Consider the following 20,173-nt stretch of genomic DNA (forward strand, 5'->3'; position numbering starts at 1 on the left):
GTCAGGAGCCCATCGCGGCGAACACGGCGGTGAAGGCCCGCGGGTCGCGATTCCACAGTTCGCCCATGTGCGCGGAACTCGGGTCGGGGTAGATGTCCTCGTCTCCGGCCGCAATGCCGTCGCAGATCGCGGCGGCCACGGAGCGCGGCGCTGCTTTGGGCGCGTCCACACCGGCGAGCATGTCGGTGTCGATGCCGCCGGGGTAGACGCCGTGCACACCGATCCCGGCTCGGGTCAGCGCCGGCCGCAGGGCGAGGGTCAGGGAGTGTGCCGCGGCCTTGGATGCCGAGTAGCCCGCCATCGGGGGTGCCGGCGCGTAGGCGAGCAGGCTGAGCACGTTGACCAGCGTGCCCTTGTTCTGTATGAGGATCGGGGTGAACGCCCGGATCATGTCATAGAGGCCGGTGAAGTTGACGGCGAACTCCCGGGCCAGCCCGTCCGGGTCAGCGTCCGGGGCGGGGGCGAACGCGGCTGCGCCAGCGTTGTTGATCAGCAGGTCGATGTCGGTGGCGACGGTGGCGAGCTGCGCGATGGCGGCCCGGTCGGTGACGTCGAGAGCGACGGGCGTGATCCGCTCATCGGGGCGGACCATGCCCGGGTCGCGGGCACCGGCGTAGACACGCTCGGCGCCGCGCTCCAGCAGGGCATCGATGAGGGCGCGGCCCAGGCCCCGGTTGGCTCCGGTGACGAGGGCGGTGCTTCCGGTGATCTCCATGCCGACCACCCTGCCGCTCGCCGATGAGGACATGAATGCCTGCGCTACTCATTTGTTTGCCCGTCCGTCTCATCCGGTCCGCTGCTGTCCCTGCTACGGCCCTACGCTGTGCAGGTGGATGTTCTGGGGGACGTACTGGCGCTGGCCCGGGTCGACGCGAGCCTCATGGCAACCTTCGACGCACGAGCACCCTGGGCCATCGAGCTGCCGGCCCGCCACGGAGCCGCATTCCACGCCGTAGTCGCCGGCACCTGCTGGTTCACCACCGACGCCGCGCCGCCTCGCCTGCTTTCCCCGGGCGACCTCGTGCTGCTGCCCGCCGGGACCCGCCACCAACTGGCCACCGATCCGGGCCTGCCGACCCGCCGCTTCGACGAGGACCTCAAGCGCAGCCTCATCCGTCCCGACGGGGAACTGGTCCTCGACGGGCCGGGGGCGCGGACCCGGATCCTGTGCGCCGGCTACCAGTACGCGACCGACATCGCCCATCCCGTGCTGGGGCTGCTGCCGCCGGTGCTGCACGTGGCCACCGCCCAGCCGGACAGCGGACCCTGGCTGCGCTCGGTGCTGGACCTGCTGGCCCACGAGACCCGCAGCCACACCGCCACCGGCTCCGGCACCGCCGCACTACGCCTACTCGACCTGCTGCTGATCCACGTCGTCCGAGCCTGGCTCGATACCGAAGGTGACACCATGGCCCCCTCGTGGCTACGCGGCCTGCGCGACCCGGTCACCGCACGTGCCCTCGCCGTGCTACACGAGCGCCCCGGCCACGACTGGACTCTGGACACCCTCGCCACAATTGTCAACGTCTCCCGCGCCACCCTCGCCCGACGGTTCACCCACCACGTCGGCGAACCCCCGCTGACCTACCTCACCCGTTGGCGCCTCGACGTAGCCGCCCGCAAGCTCCGCGACACCACCCGGCCTGTCGCCGCCATCGCCCATGAGGTCGGCTACACCTCCGAATTCGCCTTCAACCGCGCCTTCACCCGCACCCACGGCCAACCACCCGGCCGTTACCGCCGACACGCCGGCACCGGGTAACCACACCAGACGACACGGCCGACCGCCGGGCCACCGCCGTATCCCCTTGTCCCCCGCTGTCTCTCCGTGCGGCGGCCCGGTGTCGCATCAGCCCTCACGCAGAGCGACGCGTAGCCGGGTGGCGAACCGCTCAGGGTCCTCGACGAAGCCGATGTGGCCGCCGGGGAACATGGTCGGGGCGATACCCAACGCCGCGGCGAGGGCCCTTGAGGTGCGGTCGCAGAGCTGGCCGCTGGAGTCCTCGCCGATGCCGACGACGATCCGGGGCGGCGCGGAGCGCAGGACCGCTACGTCCGGCTGCCAGCGGGTGGTCGCACGGAGCATGTGGGCGAATTGGAAGTGTTCGTCCGCGGCCGTCTGCGCATCCCGCTCGCCGACCATCGCCTCGAACACCTCGTCCGGCAGTTGGATGTTCGCCGTAGCCAGGAACTTCGTCCAGGCACCCCGCACATCGCCGGAGAGGTACGCGGCGATCATGTCCTCGGTCCGCTCGCGCAGTTCCTGGCGGTCGTCCAGCAACTCGTCCAGCGGCGGCTCGTGGGCGATCACCGTATGAGCCTGCTCGGGGTGGGTCTGGGCGAGGGCGAGTGCGCTGACCGCGCCGCCGCTGGACCCGAGCACGGCGGCCGGGCCGCGGCCGAGACGGGACAGGAGCCGGGAAAGGTCATCGGCGCGCATCTCGGGGGTGGAGTCCCGGTCGCGGTCGTCGACGGGGCTGCGGTTGATGCCGCGGGGGTCGGTGGTGAGCACGGTGTGGTCGGTGGCGAGCAGGTCCGCCAGGGGCGCGAACGACCTGGCGTCCATCGGGGCGCCGACGAGCACCACGAGTGGCCCCTGGCCGCGGACCTCGTGGTACAGCCGCGCGCCGGGTACCTCCAGCGTCGCGGCGGTGACGGGAACGGTCGATGCGGCGTTCATCGTGATCCTCCTGGGAACAGGACTGTGTTGCTTCCTTCGGAAGTAGGTGACTCGCGTCGTGGGGCAGAATCGTCGCTCGTGAGCGATCTTTTTCTCAGGCGTACGCCGGATGCGACGACCGCGGACGGTGCCGACGCCGACCTGGCCCGTGCACGCGACGGCGACAACGCCGCGTTCACGCGCCTGGTCGAGTCGCTGCGTCGGGAACTGCACGCCCACTGTTACCGCATGCTCGGCTCCACCCACGACGCCGACGACGCGCTGCAGGAAGCGCTGCTTCGTGCGTGGCGAGGACTTGCCCGGTTCGAGGGGCGCAGCTCGTTGCGTTCGTGGCTCTACACGGTGGCCACCCGCACCTGCCTGGATCTCATGGAAACCCGGCAGCGGAGAGCCGTGCCTGTCGATCTTGGCCCGTCCAGCCAACACGCCGTGCTCGACGCGGCCCCCCGCACCGACGTCGCCTGGCTCGGGCCATACCCGGACGCGGGTCTCGACGGCGGCCGGGCGAGCCCGCACGCCCGGTACGAACAGCGCGAAGCCGTCGAACTCGCGATGGTGGCCGCCCTCCAGCACCTACCGGGCAACCAGCGGGCTGCGCTGCTGCTCTTCGACGTTCTGGGCTTCACCGCCGCCGAGATCGCCACCATGATGAACACGTCAACGACATCGGTGAACTCCGCGCTGGCGCGCGCCCGCAAGGTCATCGCGCAACGGACTCCCTCCCGCTCGCAACAGCAGACACTGCGCAAGATCGACGACGGCCGCCTACGAGAGATCGTCGTCGCGTTCTCCGCCGCGCTCGAAAACGGTGACGCCGACGGCCTCGTCACCTTGCTGACCAGAGACGTGACCTGGTCGATGCCGCCGCTGCCCCACTGGTACCAGGGCGTCGATGCGGTAATGGACTTCGCGGTGCGGGTCCCTTTGACCGGATGCGGCTCCTGGCGGCACCTGCCGACCAGCGCCAACGGCCAGCCCACCGTCGGGTGCTATCTGTGGAACGCCGACGCCGGCAGGTACCTCGCCTGGTCGATCAACGTCCTGACCCTGGACGGCGAGAAGATCGCTGCAATTACCTCATTCATCGGTTCGGCGCACTTCGCGCACTTCCGGCTACCGGACACCCTTGCCTGATTACGGCACACCGTCTCGGGCTGCTGTAGCCACCCTCGGTGTGTTACCTGAGCGAATCGATCGCTCTCGGCGTGGCTGGACGGCCGTACCCGCCGGACCAGATGTCTCTTCAATGACCGGTGGGGCGCGCGACGCGGCGCGCCCCACCGGCTACAGCAGCGGTGCGGTCCTGCTGATGTCGGGGTCGGGCCCTGCGACTACCAGGTGAGCAGGGCGGATCGGATCTCGGCGCGGAACAGTTCGGCGTTGATCGTCCCCACGGCGTTGTCCAGCGACACCGTCGAGCAGGTGTTGCAGACGTACTGGTTGTCCACGAACGTGCCGTACACGAAGACCCGCTCGCCCACGACGCCGCCCGACTTGACCGGCAGAGCCATCCTGCCCGCGTTGGTGCGGACGTAGACCCAGCCGTTCGAGCAACCGACCTGGGAGCACGGCACGTTGTAGCTGCCGCCCTTGAAGTGGTTGCGCATGAGGGCGATGAACTGGGCGGCCACGGCGCCCTTGCCCTGCGCGTTGGCCTCGGCCGTCACGATCGCCGCCAGCGGGCTGCCGCCACCCACGCCGGTGTTCATCGGCTGGTAGAACTCGGTGCGGAACTGCCCTGCGCCGAGCAGGGTGCCGTCCTCCACCCCCTCGTAGAGCCGGCCCATGTCGACGAGCGTGGTGAAGTTGCGCTTCCCGCCGAGGTACGCGCAGCCAGCCTGGTCCTGATTGATGGTGGTCGAGGTCATCCCGGCCGCGTTCGCCGCGCCCTGGACCGCTCCCAACCCGTACCTCAGGACGATACCTCTGGTCGTGCGGTTGTCGGAGATGGACATCATGTTGTCCTTACCGAAGTCCAGGGTGCTGGTGACCCGGTTGGCCAGCACCTCGTCCGCCGGGATCGGACAGGCGTCCTTCGTGTTCGCGTTGAACGGGCTGTTCGGGTAGTTGTAGTAGGTGAACGACGAGTTGAGCGATTCGCCGTTGCGTACGCTGCGCATGGCGGTCAGGTTGTGCACCGCCTTGATGGAGCTGGCCGGCTCGTACTGCAAGGTGGTTCGCAGGCCGGTGCTCTGGCTGCCGCCCACCCGCTTGAGGTAGAAGCCGAAGTCGGCGGTTGGCAGCCCATCGGCGTCGGTGTACGCGGGCGCGATGAGATCGGTAAGCCGCCGGGTCTCCGCGCTGACGTTGTCGATCATGAGAGCGTCGTACCGGCGTGCGCCGCCGACCAGGTACGTGTCCACGTCGAACACTCGCGCCCCGTGCTGTGCCGCGACGTCGAGCGCCTGGCTCAGCGAGGCGAGGCCGAAATGCACCCAGGACGCCTTGGCGTCGCTGCCCGAATTGTGCACCTGGATGACGTTGTACGTTCCGTCGGCCTGACGTTCCAGGTTGGTGATCCGTCCGCCGAAATCGTCAATCTTCTGCCGCACCGAGGCAGCGCTCTGGTTGAGCCACCACTGCCAGGACTTGGCGTCGGTCCCGGTGTTGGCGACGTAGATGGCGGAGTACACCTTGTTGCCCCCGACGGTGTGTGTCTCCAGATCGATCAGACGCTTGACCGGGTCACCGACGTTGGGCTTGTTCGCCGCCAGGAAGTCACCGACCGCCGCGGAGGTGACGCCACTCGACCACCACCAGGCGCGCGCGGCGGAGCCGGTGTTGGAGACCATCACCACGGCGTACCGGACCTGGCCGTTGATCACGTACGGATCGATGTCGATCAGCCGAGCGGTGTGCTGGTTGATCTTCTGGCCCACCTCGGCGAAGGTGAGGCTGGGGTACCACCACCAGCCGGGCACCGCGTACGCGCCCGAGTCACGGACCATGACGACGGTGTAGGTGCCGGCGGCGGCGTCGTACACCTCGATATCGGTCAACCGGGCGTCGTGCTCGTCGAGCCGGTCCGTCACGTACTGCTCGGTGACGTTGGTGTAGGACCACCATCCGGTGGCGACGGACACCGACTTGTCGTCGGTGAGAGCGTTGGCATCGGCCCGCGCCGGCCGCTGGTCGGTCCAGACGGCGGAGACGGTGGCGAGGACGAGCGCCAACAGCAGGGCGCCGAGCCGCTGAGGGCTGATGAGAACCGTCGAGTTGGTGCGGCTGACGCGCAGCAGGCGATCGGTGTCTGTCATGGGGCCTCCCCTTCGGTCGCGCGGTGCCGTCGCCGGACCTCGCCGTGTCACATGCCGGAAGTTCACGTCGTGTTCCTTTCCTCGATCTGATGGGCGGGACGATCCCGCCCACGGACGGTGGCACGCGTTCCAGCCGAGCGCGGGGCATCCTGGACGCCACTGGACGCCACTGGACACGGGCAGACGAGACCGAACCGGGGTAGACACCGGTGCCGGTCGGCACCGTCGAAACCGATCTGCCGGCTACCGGCCACCACCCTCGACCCGGATGCCGGGCCCCGCGCCGACCGCCCACCACCGTGGACGGACGCGCCGCAAGCAAGCGCCTTCCCGAAGTCTGGGTGCATTGACGGATATCGGTCGATCTGCTCTCGGTGATCAACCGGGTTGATTACGCTCCCGGATACCAGCGCCCACCGCCGGGCGGCCAGCACGCGGAGGCCGCATGTCCGTACGTCCCGACGCCCGACCGGCGATCGACCGTATGTCTGAGGAAGCCCGTTCCGCACTCGCCATCGTGCGCGAGGCCGCCGAGGTGCGGACGGTGCACGATCTGGCCGGGCTGCTGCGCCAGCTCCGGCGCCGACATGCCCGGCAGCAGGGCGACACCCCCTTGACGTACCGGCAGTTGGCGGCGAAGACCGGCTGGTCGCGCGGCGTCATCGGGGAGTACTTCGCGGGAAACGTGCTGCCCTCCACCGAGCGCTTCGACATCCTGACCGGTCTGCTCGGCGCCACTGGCGCCGAGCAGGGAGCGCTGGCCACCGCGCGTGACCGGGTCGAGGAAGGCCGGCGGCCGCCGAATCCGGCCGACCGGCAGGAGGAAACCGAAGTCCCGGTGGCCCAGGCGAGCCCTCCGGCAGCAGGTGCCGTGCGGAGATCGACCGTCGTCCCGCACCAGCTACCACCGGCCCTGGCCAGCTTCGTCGGCCGTACCGCGCAACTCGCCCAACTCGACGCCGCCGGCGGTGTCGGCAACGGGTCTGCCGTCCCGGACGCAGGTGGCGCCGGTGAACCCGTCGCGACGAGCGTCGTGCTGTCCGGCACCGCAGGGGTCGGCAAGACGACCCTTGCGGTGTACTGGGCGCACCGGGTCGCCGAGCGGTACCCGGACGGACAGCTCTACGTCAACCTCCGGGGATTCGATCCCGCCGGCGCGATGACGACGCCCGCCGAGGCGGTCCGGGGGTTCCTTGAGGCCCTCGACGTGCCACCCGAGCGCATCCCCGCCCAACTGTCCGCACAGGTGGGGCTGTACCGAAGCCTTCTCGCCGGCCGGCGGATGCTGGTGGTGCTGGACAACGCCCACGACGCCGACCAGGTGCGCCCCCTGCTGCCCGGCAGCCCGGGCTGCCTGGCGTTGGTGACCAGCCGCAACCGTCTCAGCGGTCTGGTTGCCGCCGAGGGAACCCGACCGATAACCGTTGACCTGCTCACCGTCGAGGAGTCACGCCAGCTGCTGGCCCGGCGCCTCGGTGTCGACCGGTTGACGGTCGAACCACGGGCCGTCGACGACATGATCGAGCGGTGCGCGCGGTTGCCGCTCGCGCTGGCCGTGGTCGCCGCCCGGGGACTGGCACACCCGGGGTTTCCCCTGGCCACCCTCGCCGCCGAACTGCGGCAGACGCAGCGCCTACGCGACGCGTTCGACGCCTGCGACGTCGTCACCGACGTGCAGGCGGTCTTCTCCTGGTCGTACCAGAGCCTCACCCCGCCCGCCGCGCGACTGTTCCGGCTCCTCGGCTGTCACTGCGGTCCCGAAATCGGGATACCCGCCGCCGCCAGCCTGGCTGGGCTGCCCCGCGATCAGGTGCACCGGCTGCTGACGGAACTGGCCAACGCCCACCTCGTCACCGAACACGCGCCGGGCAGATTCGGCACCCACGACCTGTTACGTGAGTACGCAGCCGAACTCATCGAGAACACCGAGACACCCGAGACCCACCGCGCGGCGATCCAACGCGGCCTCGACCACTACCTGCACTCGGCACACAACGCCGCGCTGCGGTTGCAGCCCAGCTGGGATCCGATCCCCTTGGCCGCTACCCCACCCGGGGTGGTGCCCGAGGCGATCAGCGACCACCGCCACGCGCTGGCCTGGTTCACCGCCGAGCATCGCGTCCTCCTCGCGGCAGTCGCCCAGGCAGCGCGGATCGGGTTCGAGGGGCACGCGTGGCGGCTGGCCCGCACCCTGGTCGACTTCCTGCAACGCCGGGGCCACTGGTTCGACCTGGTCGACGCGCAGCAGACCGCCTTGGCCGCGGCTCGGCGATCGAACGACCCGTCCGGGCACGCCAGCGCCCACCGCGACCTCGCCCGGGTGCTGGCCCGCACAGGCGAGCAGGAAAGGGCGGAGAGTCACTACCGCGCAGCGCTGAAGCTCTTCGGTGAACTCGACGACCACGCCGGGCAGGCGCGTACCCATCGGGCGTTCTGCGCAATGCTGGACCGGCTCGGTCGGCACACCGAGGTCCTGTACCACGCGCAACGCGCCGCGGATCTGTATCGGATCGTCGGCCACCTGTCCGGGGAGGCCAGCGCGCAGAACGGGATCGGTTGGGCGTACGCGCAACTCGGCCAGTACGGGCCGGCGCTCGAACACTGCCGGCGGGCATTGGTGCTGCTGCGCCAAACCGACGACCGGCACGGCGAGGCGAACACCTGGGACAGCCTCGGCTTCATCCACGACCGTCTCGGTCGCCACCGTCGAGCGGTCCGGTGTTACCACCGGGCGCTGCGCCTGTTCGTGCAGATCGGTGACCGGTACGACGAAGCGGAGAGCCTGATCCGGCTCGGTGCCAGCCGACGCTCGTCGGGCGACCGGGCGGGTGCCGTGCACACCTGGCAGCGGGCCCTGCGCATCCTTGACGAGCTCGGTCACCCCGACGCGGAGTGCGTCCGCGAGCAGATCGTCCGCATCACCCGGGGCGGGCGACACGAACGCGCGACGAGCAGAAGAGCGCGTCCGATCAGTCGAAGCTCAAGGCGACGCAGGCTGCGGGACCACCGACCGGCAGGCGTGCCGCGGCGTCCGGTGGACACTACTTCGACTCGCGTCGGGGTTACATGAACCTGCTGGGCCTGAGGTCGGTCAGGTTCAGCGCCGCTGTCGGTAGCCTGGTCGCTGGAGGGTGCGATGGGTTTCTACGAGATGGTGCGCGGCCGGTGGGCTGCGGGACGGCTCGTGTGCGTCGGGCTCGATCCCGATCCAGTACGGCTGCCGTCGGCCATCCGGGGCAGTGACGCGCGTCGCACCGCTGACTTCTGTCGGGCCGCCGAGGGTTATGGGGCAGGGTGCCTCCGTACGCCAGTCAAAATTGAGGTCACTCCTATCGGCTAGCTGCCGGAAGGCCCTCGAACAGCGCCGATTGAGTGAGACGCTTGCCGTACCAGATCTCCATGTACGGACCCGTGCAGTACGCCGGGATTTCGAGGTAGCCGTGTCGAATGTAGAGCGACCGTGCCTCGATCAGATCGAGGCGGGTGTTGAGAACCATCTCCCTTGCACCCAGCACGTATGCATGGTGCTCCAGCGCTGTCAGCAGCAGGCGGGCACCCCCACGGCCGCGGAAGCCAGGCCGCACGTAGACGCGGGTGAGCTCAGCGCGTTCGTCGTCGAGCATCGAGAATCCACCACAAGCGGCCGGCTCCCCCGCATAACGTCCGACGATGAACTGAACCGTGGGTGGGGTGAGCAGTTCGGCACCGTCCCCGGCAATCCCATGGTCGATCTCCTCGGCAGTCACGGGCCGCCTCAGGTAGCGGCCGGCGACTTCGGCGTAGTAGTCACGACGAAGAGCGCAGGCATCGGTTGAGTCGAAGGCTTCGGCGACCACGGACCAGGACGTCACCACGCTTCTCCATCGGTTGAGGCGCTCGCTGCCAATCTGCAGGCAATTGTGGTCAGCACCGGCAAGTAAGCCATCAGGTCCAAGCCGGTGTACTGATCTGCCGCCGTCCGAGCGCTTGGCGTCGGCCACCTCGGGCGCGTCCGTGGCAAGTGTCAGGTGTGCCCTGGTCAGTCGACCATTACGGCGAAGACCGACGACACCGGCACCGGCCCGGCACACCGTGAGTCGTTCGACCGGGCGCGGCTGTCGCCCATGACGAAGACGGAGTCGGCCGGCACGGTGACCGCGGCGAACCGGCGCGGCCCGCAGTAGTTCGGGTTCGGCGGCTCGTCGAGCGACGCGTCCTCAGCAACATAGGGCTCGGCCAGTGGCTTACCGTCGACCGTCACCCTGCCTGAGGTATCGCAGCAGGCGATGGTTTCGCCGCCGACCGCGACGACGCGTTTGAGCAGCGGCGCCTTACGGTCACCCCAGAGACCGCCGGGGGAACGGAGCAGGACGACATCGCCGCGCCGTGCCTCATACGTGCCGGTTACTTTCCGTGCGGTGACAACCTGGCCGGTCTTGACCGTCGGCTCCATACTGACGCCGCCCTGGGTGAACTGTTCGGTGGCTCCCGTCCCGGTCGCGTCACCGTCGCCGCAGCCGGCAACAGCCATCACGAGAAGGAACACCAGCAGTCTGCGCATCCGACGGATCCTGCCAGAATCGACGGCGCCGTGCGGTCCGCCGGGCGCGGCGCTACCCGGCACTGCTGCCCCACGGTCACATGCGCTGTCATGCCGCCGTCCGCTCGTGCTCGTGGCGGTGACGGCCATGCGGGGCTTCGGAGTGAGTGTCCGTTCGCCAACACGAGGAAAGTCGGTCGGTGTGGCACGTCCTCGGAGTGTGGTTGGGAATCCGGCGATTGTGATCAATCGACGGCTGCGGTCGGGGAGATCTTCTCGAAGAAGGCGCGTTCGGACAGTACGTGGTGGGGGCGTGGGACCCCGAGTTCCTGACGGACCTCCACGAACAGCCGGACCAGGTGGTCCTCGAGCTGATCCAGCGCCGACGGCTCGACCTCGTCCTCCCGCGGCGGCAACCCTTCGAGCTGGCGCAGGAGTCCGTAGCCGTACCGCAATGCGTACCGGGCTTCCTCTTGCACCTGGAGCGAGGTCGTGCTCAGCCTCAACCGCTCGAACTGAACTCGGGCCTCGTCGTGGGCTTCCCGCATCGTCGTACGGCGGCCCTCCGCATCGTAGCCTCGCCCCCAGAATGCCTGCCGCAGGCGGACGAGGGCCGCAGTGAAGTCGACGCACGCATTGCGCAGCCGCTCGCGTCGCTCGCGGATGTCGGCCTTTCTGGCCCGCCACAGGTCGGTGAGCAGAGTGCCGACGATGCCCAAGGCAGTGCCTGCCAACGCGAACAGCGCCTCTCTCACGAGGCCGATTATGACGATCGCGTCGGGCGAACGTGAGCCCACAAGCCAAGATCAAGCGTCTTTCTCTGCCGCGAGTCGCGCTCGCGACGCGCCGTCACAGCAACTGGCCGGCTGCCTCAGGGTCCAGGTCTCGTAACCTCCAGAAGACTCGACGAGATCCCGTCCTCTTCCAGCCGCAGAGCGTGCGCGTCGCCAGGCGGGAGCCATTCATGTCGCGCCGGCTGCCGTGCGGCCCGCTGGTGTCCGCAAGCCAGGTTGAAGAAATATGACGCAAGGTGTCAGGTTTTGGGTGGAGCATGGGTTCATCGGTCGGCGCCGGTGACAGGCGCGGACCTCGGCACAGATAGATACGGAGAGACAAGGACCTCGATGCGCGAAACCCCAGAAGATCTCGAAAAGCTCCAAGCTCTTCTTGACGCCTCCCTCGCTGGCTCCACCTCCCACCTCCGCTCGATCATCAACACCGCGCGCACACTGAACGCAGAGCAGCTCACCCAGGTCCTCACCGGCATGTGCACCCTCGCTCTGTCGAGCGTGACGGCGAAGGGTGAGCCGCGGATCAGCGGTGTGGACGGGCACTTCCTGCGAGGCAAGTGGTACTTCGGCACGGCGCCCGACGCCGCCAAGGCGCGGCACCTCGCGGCGCGGCCCGCCGTCAGCGCCGCACATATGCGTGGTGAGGACCTCGGTGTCTTCACGCACGGCAAGGTGGAGATCCTCAACCCCCGCAACGGCGACCAGGCCACGGACTGGCCGGACGTGCTCGCGTACTTGAAGGACTTCTACGGCGACGACCTCTTCGACTGGGACAACGATGTGGTCTACTACCGGCTGCATCCGCACTGGATGACCGTCTATGCCCCAGACATCGCCAAGCTGACCGTGGCGTCCCAGCCCTGACCCACAGCACCGGCCCACCGATGCGCGTCCAAGACCCGCTTCGTCGGAGATCTCGTTACCGCCTGGACAAGGGCGAACCGTTCAAGCCAGAAACGGAATACAGCCGTGAGGAATGCATGCCCACTGGTGTGTTACGCACCTTGCCCGGTGATCGGCACCCGGATAGCTTCCGATAGGGAGATCTAAACGCAACGCAGCCGAAACCGCAGCGTGACACCAGAGTAAAGGATGCCAGCTGATGATCATTCTGGGGTGCAACGGTTTTTCCCGCAGTGCGGAGATGTTTGCCGAACACTATGGCGCAGTTGGCACCGAGAAGCATTACCTGCTCGGGCACGACGCCGGCGCGGCGCTGCTCGTGGACGGCGAGCTGGTCGCCGCGGTTGAGGAGGAGCGCCTCAATCGGCAGAAGAAGACCTCAGACTTCCCGATCAACTCGATCCGCTGGGTCCTGGATCATGCGGGGATCGATTTCGGTGACGTCGACCTGATCGCGATCCCGTGGAACTTCGACGCCAAGGTCTTCGACAGCACGCTGGGCGAACTGGCATCGATCCCGATGCCGCCGATGGAGAAGCTGGTTCGTCTCAACCATATCGGCATGGTGTTCGCCACGGTGCTGGGACACGACGCGATCCTGGCCGACTTCGCCGCTCGTACCGGTTTCACCCCGGACCCGGCGAAGGTGGTATTCGTCCCGCACCACTTCGCCCACGCGATGACGGGCTACTACATGGCGGGGGTCAAGGACGCGGCATTCCTGATCAGCGACGGCCGGGCCGAGCTTCTGTCGTCGCTGACCGGGGAGATCCGGGACGGCCGGATCCGGGTCTTCGAGGACTCGTTCGTAACGGCAAATGACTCGCTGGGCAATCTCTACTCCTGCGTCACGCGGTTCTTGGGATTCGTGCCCAACAACGATGAATACAAGGTGATGGGCCTGGCCGGGTTCGGCGAGCCCCCGTCTCCCAACCCGTTCCTGGAGCACTTCGTCGAACTGCACGAGGGCGGGCGGTACACCATGGTCCTGCCCAACGACCTGGAGAACCCGCGGCAGTTCGAGCCCCTGATCGAGAAGCACTTCGGTCCAGCGGAGGCCACCATCGAGTACCAGTCCCGGGTCGCGGCGGCGGTCCAGGAGATGGTGACCGTGGTGACCCGGCACCAGGTGGCGGCGCTGGAGACCCGGACCGACCTGGATCACCTGCTGGTCGAGGGTGGGGTGGCGCTCAACTGCGTCAACAACACCGAGCTGCTGGAGGGCTCCCGGTTCTCCGACGTCTCGGTGAGTTTCGGCGCCAGTGACACCGGTGTGGCCATCGGCGCGACGGTGTTCGCGTGGGTCAACCACCCGGCCAACACCGCCGAGGTGAAGTACGCGCCGTCGGTCACCCCTTACCTCGGTCCGGAGTACGACGACGCCGAGGTCGAGCGGGCGCTCGGTGAGTTCGCCGACCGGGTGGAGTGGACCGCCCGGCTGACCGATGACGAGGTCGTCGACCAGGTGGCCCAGCTGCTCACCGGCAAGGTCGTGATCGGCTGGTTCGAGGGCCGGATCGAGCACGGGCCCCGGGCCCTCGGGCACCGCAGCATCCTGGCGAACCCGAACTTCCCCGACATCAAAGACATCATCAACAAGCGGGTCAAGCACCGGGAGCCGTTCCGGCCGTTCGCGCCGCTGGTGATGGAGCACGACGCGCCGAGAGTCTTCGAGATGGGCCGGAAGATCCGGTCGCCCTACATGACCTTCGTCTTCCCGGTCCGGCCGGAGTTCCGGGAGGTCATCCCAGGCGCTGTGCACGTCGACGGCACCTCCCGGGTGCAGACCGTCACCACCGAGCAGACCCCGAGGCTGGCGGCGCTGCTGCAGCGGTTCACCACGCTTACCGACGTGCCGTGCCTGATCAACACGTCCTTCAACGTGGCCGGCGAACCGATCGTGTGCAGCCCGACCGACGCGCTGAACTGCTTCCTGAGCACCGAGATCGACCACCTCGTGCTCGGCAACCGCCTGGTCGCCAAGCGTGTCGCGGGTGCCTGACCGTCATGAGGCGCCCCTCCGGCAACGGGACGTGGACCTGGCGGTGACGGTACGTCGACTTGAGGAGCTGTCCGTAGAGCTGCGGGCGTCAACGCAGTGGCGGGTGCACGTGTTCCCCACCGGAGCCACCGCCTGTCAGGGGGTGGCGAACTCCGGGCCGCCCCGGTCGGGGCGCAGCGTCGACCACAGACCGAAGGCGCTGATCATGAAAAGGACCAGACCTCCGCCGGCTGGCAGCAGCAACCAGGGGTCCGGCTCCCAGGCCAAGGTGGCGCTCGGCCGCGCCACCTTGGCCCTGATCGCGCCGTTGGGCCGGTCGTAGCGCAAGGGGCGGATGTGTACCCGGTCGATGCGGACGCTGCCGTCGTCTGCGGTGAAGGGACCCGAACACGCCCAACCGTCCCGCTTACCGCCAGACTCGAAGTGGCAATCACTGACCGCGACGTGCCCTGGCACCCCGGCGACGAACGCGTAGCTTCGCTCGGCCCCCATCACCATGAGGACCACCCCGAAAACCAGCACAAAGCCGCCGTACGCGGCGGGTGGCAAACCCCGCACCGTGTGGCCTCTGACGCGGTTGCGGGCGAACCGACCCATGTCGGCAGGGTACTGACATCGACCAACACCTGACCCGCCCATGTCGCACAGTGTCGGCTCCGCCTGAGAGGTTCAGCCGGCGTTGACCGGCAACCCCGGTCCTGCGGTACTCCCCATGAGCATGGCCTACTGCTGATCGGGCGATGCTGAGAGTCGTACTCCTGCCATGCCGGTCACTTCGCGCAGAGCGCGGCGTCGACGAGGGCGGCCCGGTCGGCGGCGACGGAGCCGTCCGTGACCGACCCGTTGAGCGAGGTGACCACAAGCGTCGCCGCGCGACCGTCGTCGGTGGCGCCGTTGACGGTCGAGTAACCGGGGATGTCACCGCCGTGGCCCCATGCCACCCCGCCGCAACTCAACGGGGTGCGGAAGAGACCGAGCCCGTACCCCACTCCCGATCGCGGATGCAGCGCGACGGTGGTCCGCATCTCGGCCAGCTGCGCGGGTTTGAGCAGTTTGCCGGCCAGCAGGGCCCGCAGGAACGTGTTGAGGTCGGCCGGAGTGGAGACCAGTTGGCCGGCGGCCCATCCCCAGCTCGGGTCCATCCGGGTGAAGTCGAGCAGTTCGCCGGTGGCTTCGTCGAGCTGGTAACCCTTGGGATGCCGGCCGCGGATACCTTCCTCACCGACCCCGGGCGCGTAGGTGTCGCGCAGGCCGATCCGCTCGATGACCCGGGTGGTGGCCAGCTCGTTGAACGGCCGGCCGGTGACCCGTTGGGCGATCAGGCCGGCCAGCAGGTAGTTGGTGTTGCTGTAGGCCCAGTCGCCGGCCGGCCGGCCTACCCTGGCGTTGGCCATGTCGAGCAGGTCCCGCGGCTCGAAGTAGGTGTGCTGGTACCGCGGGATGTCGATCATTTCCGGGAACATCGTGTCGGTGTAGTCGGGCAGCCCGCTGGTGTGCTGCAACAGTTGGCGGACCGTGATCGCGTCGGCGTCCACACCAGGGCTGCGCACCAGACCCGGCAGGTACGTCTCGACCGACTCGTCGAGATCCAGTGTGCCTTCACCGACGAGCTGCAACACGACGACGGAGGCGAACATCTTGCTGGCGCTGCCGATGCGTACCCGGCCGTTCTTCGGCACCTTGGCGCCGGTGCGCAGATCGGCGAGCCCGGCCGTGTAGTGCTGGTTCCGGCCGCGACGGTCCCGGACGGCGGCCAGCGCCCCCGGGTGCCGATCGGTACCGACGAGCTTCTCGATGCGTTGCCCGATGGCGTCGGGACGGGTCTCGGCCCAGGCGGTGCCGGCCGGGCCGGCGGCCGTGAGACCGCCCGCCGCGATCACCGCGGTCGTCGCCATGGCGACGACCCGGCGACGCGACCGGGTGGGCCGGCGGAGTCGAGTGGGGTGAGTGGGCATGGCAGGCTGCTCCTTGACTGGGTACGGATGGCGGCCGGACCGCCGCCCGGGCCGGGTGCGCCAGGCGTTCCGGCTAGGCCCGTGTCGAAGTCCTCGGTCGAGCCGAGGCGGTGTCCAGGCGGCGGTCCGGCAAGGCGGGTCGCCCCGTCAGTGGCGGGTCGGGCGAAGGGATCGGGTCGGTTGACCGGCGACGGCTACCTGCCGGCGCACAGGGCGGCGTCGAACGCGTCCAGGACCTGGAAGACGCCGTCGGGGACCGGGCTCGATCCGGCCGTCACCACGATGGTCACGGCGCGACCGTCGGCGGTGATGGCGGAACGGCTGGAGTATCCGTCGATGTCGCCGCCGTGCCCCCAGGCGCGACCGCCGCAGGAGAGGTCGTACCCGGTGGCGCCGAGGCCGTACTGCCACACCAGGTCCGGGAAAGCCTCGCCACCGGGGTGGAAGACCTTGCTGTCGCGCATCTCGGCCAGGGTCGCCGGCGAGATCAGCTTCCCGTACTGCAGCGCCACCAGGAACTTGTTGAGGTCGCTCGGGGTGGAGATCATCTGGCCGGCCGCCCAGGCGATGGAGGGGTCCACCTGAGTGGTGTCGACCCACTTCATCGTCTCCGGGTCAGGCAGGTAGCCCTTGGCGTACGGCCGGCGGATGGTCTTGTCACCGACACCCGGCCAGTACGTCTCGTGCAGCCCGACCGGCTTCAGGATCTTGTTGGTGATCACCTCGCTGATCGGGCGACCGGTGACCTTCTGCACCAGCAGACCGGCCACGATGTAGTTGGCGTTGCGGTACTGCACCTGCCCGCCGGGGGCCGGAGCATGCGCCTCGTGGGCGAACGCCGAGTCGAGCATGTCGCGCGGCTCGTAGTACCTGTCGCCCCACACGGAGACGTCCGGCAGGTCGTACTCGGGCAACCCGCTGGTCATACCCAGCAGGTGCCGGACCGTGATGGTGTGTCCGTCGAAGCCCTTGCCGCGGACCAGCCCCGGCAGGTACGTCTCGATCGGCTCGTCGAGCTGCACCTTGCCCTCGTCGACGAGCTGCAGGACGGCGACGGCGGTGAACATCTTGGTGTTGCTCGCCATCCGTACGTACCCGTCGGTGGGCACCTTCGCCCGGGTACGCGGGTCGTTGACGCCGGCGGTGTAGTTGGTGACGCGACCCTTGCTGTCCCGTACCGAGGCCAGCGCCCCGGGCGCGACGCCGGCCTTGACCAGCGCGTCCAGGCTGCGCTGGACGGTGTCCTTCTTCGGGCGCTGGGCCTGCGCGGCGTCGGCGTACTGAATGCCGATGCCGGCGAACCCGACCAGCGCGACGAGCGCCAGTGCGGCGGCGGTGCGACGGCCGGCGCCGAACCGTTTACGCGGCGTCGCGGTGCCATCGTCGTTGGTGATCGCCTTACCGGACCTGTCCGTGTGCTGCGGTGACATGGAATCTCCTGGTGAGTGTTCGGATCGGGCGCCCTGTGCGCCGATCCACGGAGCCGACGACGACTCGTCGAAGCCTGCGGTGGACTGGCTGACGGTCACTCCTTGACGCCGATGCTGTTGACCGGCGGGGTCCGCAGGAGTGCGCTGATGGGAGCGATGGTGGTGACCAGCGCGAGCAGCGTGGTACCGCCGATGATCGAGGCCCAGCCGAGCGGCGGGACGTAGGGGATCAGCTGTCCGGTCATCATCCGGACCACCGAGACCAACGTGACGGCGGCGATGGCTCCACCGATGAGCAGCGACGTGCCGAGCAGGCCGACCTGTTCGGCGTGCACCATCCGCTTGACCTGACGGGTCGTGACACCGACCAGGCGCAGTAGGGCCAGTTCACGGCCCCGGGTCAGCGCGGCCATGATCATGGTGTTGGCGGCAGCGAGGGCGGCGTAGCCGACCATGACGCCGATGACCAGCTTGTTCATCCAGGCGCTGAGCGCCAGGTCGGTGGCGAGCTGGGCGCCGACGGCCCCGGTGTCGACCAGGCCGCTGCCCGGGTACCGCTCGACCAGGCCGGCAAGCCCGGCGGCGGCCTCGGCGTCGCCCGGTTCGGTGCGGATCAGAACCTCGTCGTCGAGGTTGGTCGAGGCGTGGCCGTCAACCGTCTCCCGGTTGAGGGTCACGTCCCCGAAGGCGAGCCCGCGTTCGTAGATGGCGACCAGCCGCAGCGTCACCGGGGTGCCGTCGCCGAGCCAGATCTCGACCTGGTCGCCGAGTTCCGCCCCCTGGGTGGAGGCCTGCAGGTTCGATAGCGCCACGGTGTCGCCACGCAGGTCGGCGAGGCTGCCCTCGGTGACCGACAGGTCCATGGTCCGGTCGGCCCCGTCCGGGTCGACCGCCTGGGCGCCGACGGGTTCAACGCCCCCCATCACCGGCACAATCACCGAGGTACGCCGGATCGGTGTGGCGGCGACGACGCCGGGCAGCTCGCGGGCGTCCGCTGCGGCGCTCGCCGGCAGCCCGATCGCCGACACCAGCGAGTGCTGGGCCAGCAGCCCGTCGCGGGTCTGGGCGACGGCCTCCCGGTCCAGGTTGTCCTGCAGGAACCAGATCGAGCCGCCGAAGCCGACCGACAGCACCAACGCGGTCAGCACCGTCGCCATACCCTGCGCGTTCGCCCGCAGGTTGGCCGCCGCCAGGTAACCACTGTCGCCCCACACAGCGCGCAGCACCGGGCCGAGTACCTGTGCGGCGTACCGGTTGATCCACGGCGCGAGCAGTGCGGCGGCGAGGACGAAGACGAACAGCATGCCCAGCGCCGCGCCGAGTCCGGCCTGACCGCGGAGGGCGGTGGTGAACATGGTCAACGTGACGCCGCCGCCGAGTGCGATCAGACCGGCGAAGAGCCGGAGGAGGCTGCTGCGGGCCGGCTCCACGGCGATCTCACCGAGCGCCTCGGTCGGCCGGATCCGCAGCGTGCGACGGGCCGCGATCAGCGCCGCCGAGACCGCCACCAGCACGGTCGCCACGCTGACCGCCACCGCGGTGAGCACCCCGCCGTCGAACGGGAAGCCGTGTGGGATGAAGCCGCGGTCCATGAGCTGTCGGTGCACCCAGTCGGTCGCCCACAGGCCGGCGGGGATGCCGATCGCCGCCGCGACGATGGCCAGCTGCGCGACCTCGGCGACGACCAGCAGCCGTACCTGTCCCGGGGTCGCCGCGACGGCGCGCAACAGGGCCAGGTCGCGGCGGCGGTGGCGGACCGCCAGGCCGATCGTTCCGGCGACGACGAACAGGACGAGCCCGGCGACGTAGCCACCGAGTACCGAACCGAGTTGGATCAGCATGTCGGCCGCCATGAGCGCCTCGGACTGTTCGACTCCGGCCCGTTCGGTGCCCGTGTAGACCGTCGCGCCGGAGTCGGCGGCCAGCCGGTCGACCTCGGCCGTCACGGCCGCCGAGTCCGCGCCGGCCGCCAGGACGATCCCGATCAGTCCGGCCCGGTCCGGGCTGCCACTGAGCGCCGCGGCGTGCTCGTCGGTGAAGAACAGCGCGGACGGGGTGTCACCGGCGGCGGTACGGTCCACGATGCCGCTGATCCGGTACTGGTTGACCGAGCCGGCGGCGAGGACCGTGATCTGGTCGCCGGGCCGCAGCTGGGCGCCGGCCGCCGAGGCGAGCCGGCCGTCGATGGCGACTTCGTCGGTGGTGTCGGGCTGGTTGCCGTCGACGATCCGGTACGGGGTGAGCGCGGCGCTGCTCCAACCGTGCGCGACCGCCCCCTGCGCGGAGTCGTCGATCGGCACGACCGCCTGGATCGAACGGTCGGCGGCGGCGACCGCCACACCGGGCAGCTGCCCGATGCGTTCGGCGAGGGTGACCGGCACGCTTCCGCCGGTGGGCAGGTCCACGGTGACCGTGGACGTCTCCCCGAACTCGGTGGTCTCGATGGTCATGTCGCGATCCGCGACCAGGATGTCGGCGGCGCCGTACCGCTGGGGTGCGGGGGTGAACCGCATCCCGGACTCGACCATCACGCCCATCGACATGAGGATGATGACGCCGCAGGTGAGCGCGACGAGGGTGGCGACCGCGCTGCCGATGCGGTGGCGCAGCATCCGGAGGGCGAGCATCAGCATGGC

The 20,173-nt window shown here is 69.2% G+C and carries 15 protein-coding genes; 5 read left to right on the top strand and 10 right to left on the bottom strand.

Features of this window, described 5'->3' with window-relative positions:
- Position 1: 1 nt before the first annotated feature.
- Positions 2-715 (bottom strand): SDR family NAD(P)-dependent oxidoreductase, encoded by a 714-nt coding sequence (locus tag Vse01_RS21925; RefSeq protein ID WP_093411009.1) that lies wholly within the window; start codon positions 713-715, stop codon positions 2-4.
- A gap of 108 nt (positions 716-823) precedes the next feature.
- Here Vse01_RS21925 and Vse01_RS21930 point away from each other — a divergent pair, with 108 nt between their 5' ends.
- On the top strand, positions 824-1,762 hold the full coding sequence (locus tag Vse01_RS21930; protein ID WP_093411007.1) for an AraC family transcriptional regulator: 939 nt from the start codon (positions 824-826) through the stop codon (positions 1,760-1,762).
- 87 nt (positions 1,763-1,849) lie between these two features.
- Here the strand turns inward: Vse01_RS21930 and Vse01_RS21935 are convergent, their stop codons facing one another.
- Positions 1,850-2,680 carry an alpha/beta fold hydrolase gene (locus tag Vse01_RS21935; RefSeq protein WP_093411005.1) on the bottom strand — a complete coding sequence of 277 codons (831 nt, stop codon included), beginning with the start codon at positions 2,678-2,680 and terminating at the stop codon, positions 1,850-1,852.
- A gap of 78 nt (positions 2,681-2,758) precedes the next feature.
- Between Vse01_RS21935 and Vse01_RS21940 the strand changes: the two genes are divergently transcribed.
- Entirely contained in the window at positions 2,759-3,814 is a 1,056-nt protein-coding gene (locus Vse01_RS21940; RefSeq protein WP_093411003.1) for a sigma-70 family RNA polymerase sigma factor, read from the top strand.
- Positions 3,815-4,011: 197 nt separating this feature from the next.
- Here Vse01_RS21940 and Vse01_RS21945 read toward each other — a convergent pair whose 3' ends face one another.
- On the bottom strand, positions 4,012-5,937 hold the full coding sequence (locus tag Vse01_RS21945) for a serine hydrolase (RefSeq protein ID WP_093411001.1): 1,926 nt from the start codon (positions 5,935-5,937) through the stop codon (positions 4,012-4,014).
- 484 nt (positions 5,938-6,421) lie between these two features.
- On the opposite strand from Vse01_RS21945, the gene Vse01_RS21950 reads away from it, so the two are divergent.
- Positions 6,422-9,007 (top strand): ATP-binding protein, encoded by a 2,586-nt coding sequence (locus tag Vse01_RS21950; protein WP_093410999.1) that lies wholly within the window; start codon positions 6,422-6,424, stop codon positions 9,005-9,007.
- A gap of 259 nt (positions 9,008-9,266) precedes the next feature.
- Here Vse01_RS21950 and Vse01_RS21955 read toward each other — a convergent pair whose 3' ends face one another.
- From Vse01_RS21955 to Vse01_RS21965, 3 genes are all read right to left on the bottom strand, one after another.
- Entirely contained in the window at positions 9,267-9,917 is a 651-nt protein-coding gene (locus Vse01_RS21955) for a GNAT family N-acetyltransferase (protein WP_232511470.1), read from the bottom strand.
- Positions 9,918-9,955: 38 nt separating this feature from the next.
- Positions 9,956-10,477, bottom strand: coding sequence for a signal peptidase I (gene lepB, locus Vse01_RS21960; RefSeq protein ID WP_170863632.1), 522 nt, complete (start codon positions 10,475-10,477; stop codon positions 9,956-9,958).
- Between the two features lie 224 nt (positions 10,478-10,701).
- Positions 10,702-11,211: a hypothetical protein gene (locus Vse01_RS21965; RefSeq protein ID WP_139233254.1), complete on the bottom strand. Its 510-nt coding sequence runs from the start codon at positions 11,209-11,211 to the stop codon at positions 10,702-10,704.
- Between the two features lie 369 nt (positions 11,212-11,580).
- On the opposite strand from Vse01_RS21965, the gene Vse01_RS21970 reads away from it, so the two are divergent.
- Together Vse01_RS21970 and Vse01_RS21975 are read left to right on the top strand one after the other, a co-directional pair.
- Positions 11,581-12,111 (top strand): pyridoxamine 5'-phosphate oxidase family protein, encoded by a 531-nt coding sequence (locus tag Vse01_RS21970; protein ID WP_093410993.1) that lies wholly within the window; start codon positions 11,581-11,583, stop codon positions 12,109-12,111.
- Between the two features lie 238 nt (positions 12,112-12,349).
- Positions 12,350-14,152 (top strand): carbamoyltransferase family protein, encoded by a 1,803-nt coding sequence (locus Vse01_RS21975; protein ID WP_093410991.1) that lies wholly within the window; start codon positions 12,350-12,352, stop codon positions 14,150-14,152.
- A 135-nt stretch (positions 14,153-14,287) separates the two neighbouring features.
- Here Vse01_RS21975 and Vse01_RS21980 read toward each other — a convergent pair whose 3' ends face one another.
- The 4 genes from Vse01_RS21980 to Vse01_RS21995 all read right to left on the bottom strand — a co-directional run bounded on the left by Vse01_RS21980 (position 14,288) and on the right by Vse01_RS21995 (position 20,170).
- A complete protein-coding gene (locus tag Vse01_RS21980) occupies positions 14,288-14,749 on the bottom strand; it encodes a hypothetical protein (RefSeq protein ID WP_093410989.1) in 462 nt (153 codons plus the stop codon).
- Between the two features lie 173 nt (positions 14,750-14,922).
- Positions 14,923-16,107 (bottom strand): serine hydrolase domain-containing protein, encoded by a 1,185-nt coding sequence (locus tag Vse01_RS21985; protein WP_093410987.1) that lies wholly within the window; start codon positions 16,105-16,107, stop codon positions 14,923-14,925.
- Between the two features lie 194 nt (positions 16,108-16,301).
- A complete protein-coding gene (locus Vse01_RS21990) occupies positions 16,302-17,537 on the bottom strand; it encodes a serine hydrolase domain-containing protein (RefSeq protein ID WP_093410985.1) in 1,236 nt (411 codons plus the stop codon).
- Positions 17,538-17,632: 95 nt separating this feature from the next.
- Positions 17,633-20,170, bottom strand: coding sequence for an ABC transporter permease (locus Vse01_RS21995; protein ID WP_093410983.1), 2,538 nt, complete (start codon positions 20,168-20,170; stop codon positions 17,633-17,635).
- Positions 20,171-20,173 lie beyond the last annotated feature (3 nt).

This window comes from Micromonospora sediminimaris (genome assembly GCF_016863575.1).
GTDB classification, from domain to species: domain Bacteria; phylum Actinomycetota; class Actinomycetes; order Mycobacteriales; family Micromonosporaceae; genus Micromonospora; species Micromonospora sediminimaris.

Coding starts and splice junctions, on each gene's coding strand:
- Vse01_RS21925 (WP_093411009.1), bottom strand. CDS start 715: ATGGAGATCACCGGAAGCACCGCCCTCGTCACCGGAGCCAACCGGGGC.
- Vse01_RS21935 (WP_093411005.1), bottom strand. CDS start 2,680: ATGAACGCCGCATCGACCGTTCCCGTCACCGCCGCGACGCTGGAGGTA.
- Vse01_RS21945 (WP_093411001.1), bottom strand. CDS start 5,937: ATGACAGACACCGATCGCCTGCTGCGCGTCAGCCGCACCAACTCGACG.
- Vse01_RS21950 (WP_093410999.1), top strand. CDS start 6,422: ATGTCTGAGGAAGCCCGTTCCGCACTCGCCATCGTGCGCGAGGCCGCC.
- lepB (WP_170863632.1), bottom strand. CDS start 10,477: ATGCGCAGACTGCTGGTGTTCCTTCTCGTGATGGCTGTTGCCGGCTGC.
- Vse01_RS21970 (WP_093410993.1), top strand. CDS start 11,581: ATGCGCGAAACCCCAGAAGATCTCGAAAAGCTCCAAGCTCTTCTTGAC.
- Vse01_RS21975 (WP_093410991.1), top strand. CDS start 12,350: ATGATCATTCTGGGGTGCAACGGTTTTTCCCGCAGTGCGGAGATGTTT.
- Vse01_RS21980 (WP_093410989.1), bottom strand. CDS start 14,749: ATGGGTCGGTTCGCCCGCAACCGCGTCAGAGGCCACACGGTGCGGGGT.
- Vse01_RS21985 (WP_093410987.1), bottom strand. CDS start 16,107: ATGCCCACTCACCCCACTCGACTCCGCCGGCCCACCCGGTCGCGTCGC.
- Vse01_RS21990 (WP_093410985.1), bottom strand. CDS start 17,537: ATGTCACCGCAGCACACGGACAGGTCCGGTAAGGCGATCACCAACGAC.
- Vse01_RS21995 (WP_093410983.1), bottom strand. CDS start 20,170: ATGCTGATGCTCGCCCTCCGGATGCTGCGCCACCGCATCGGCAGCGCG.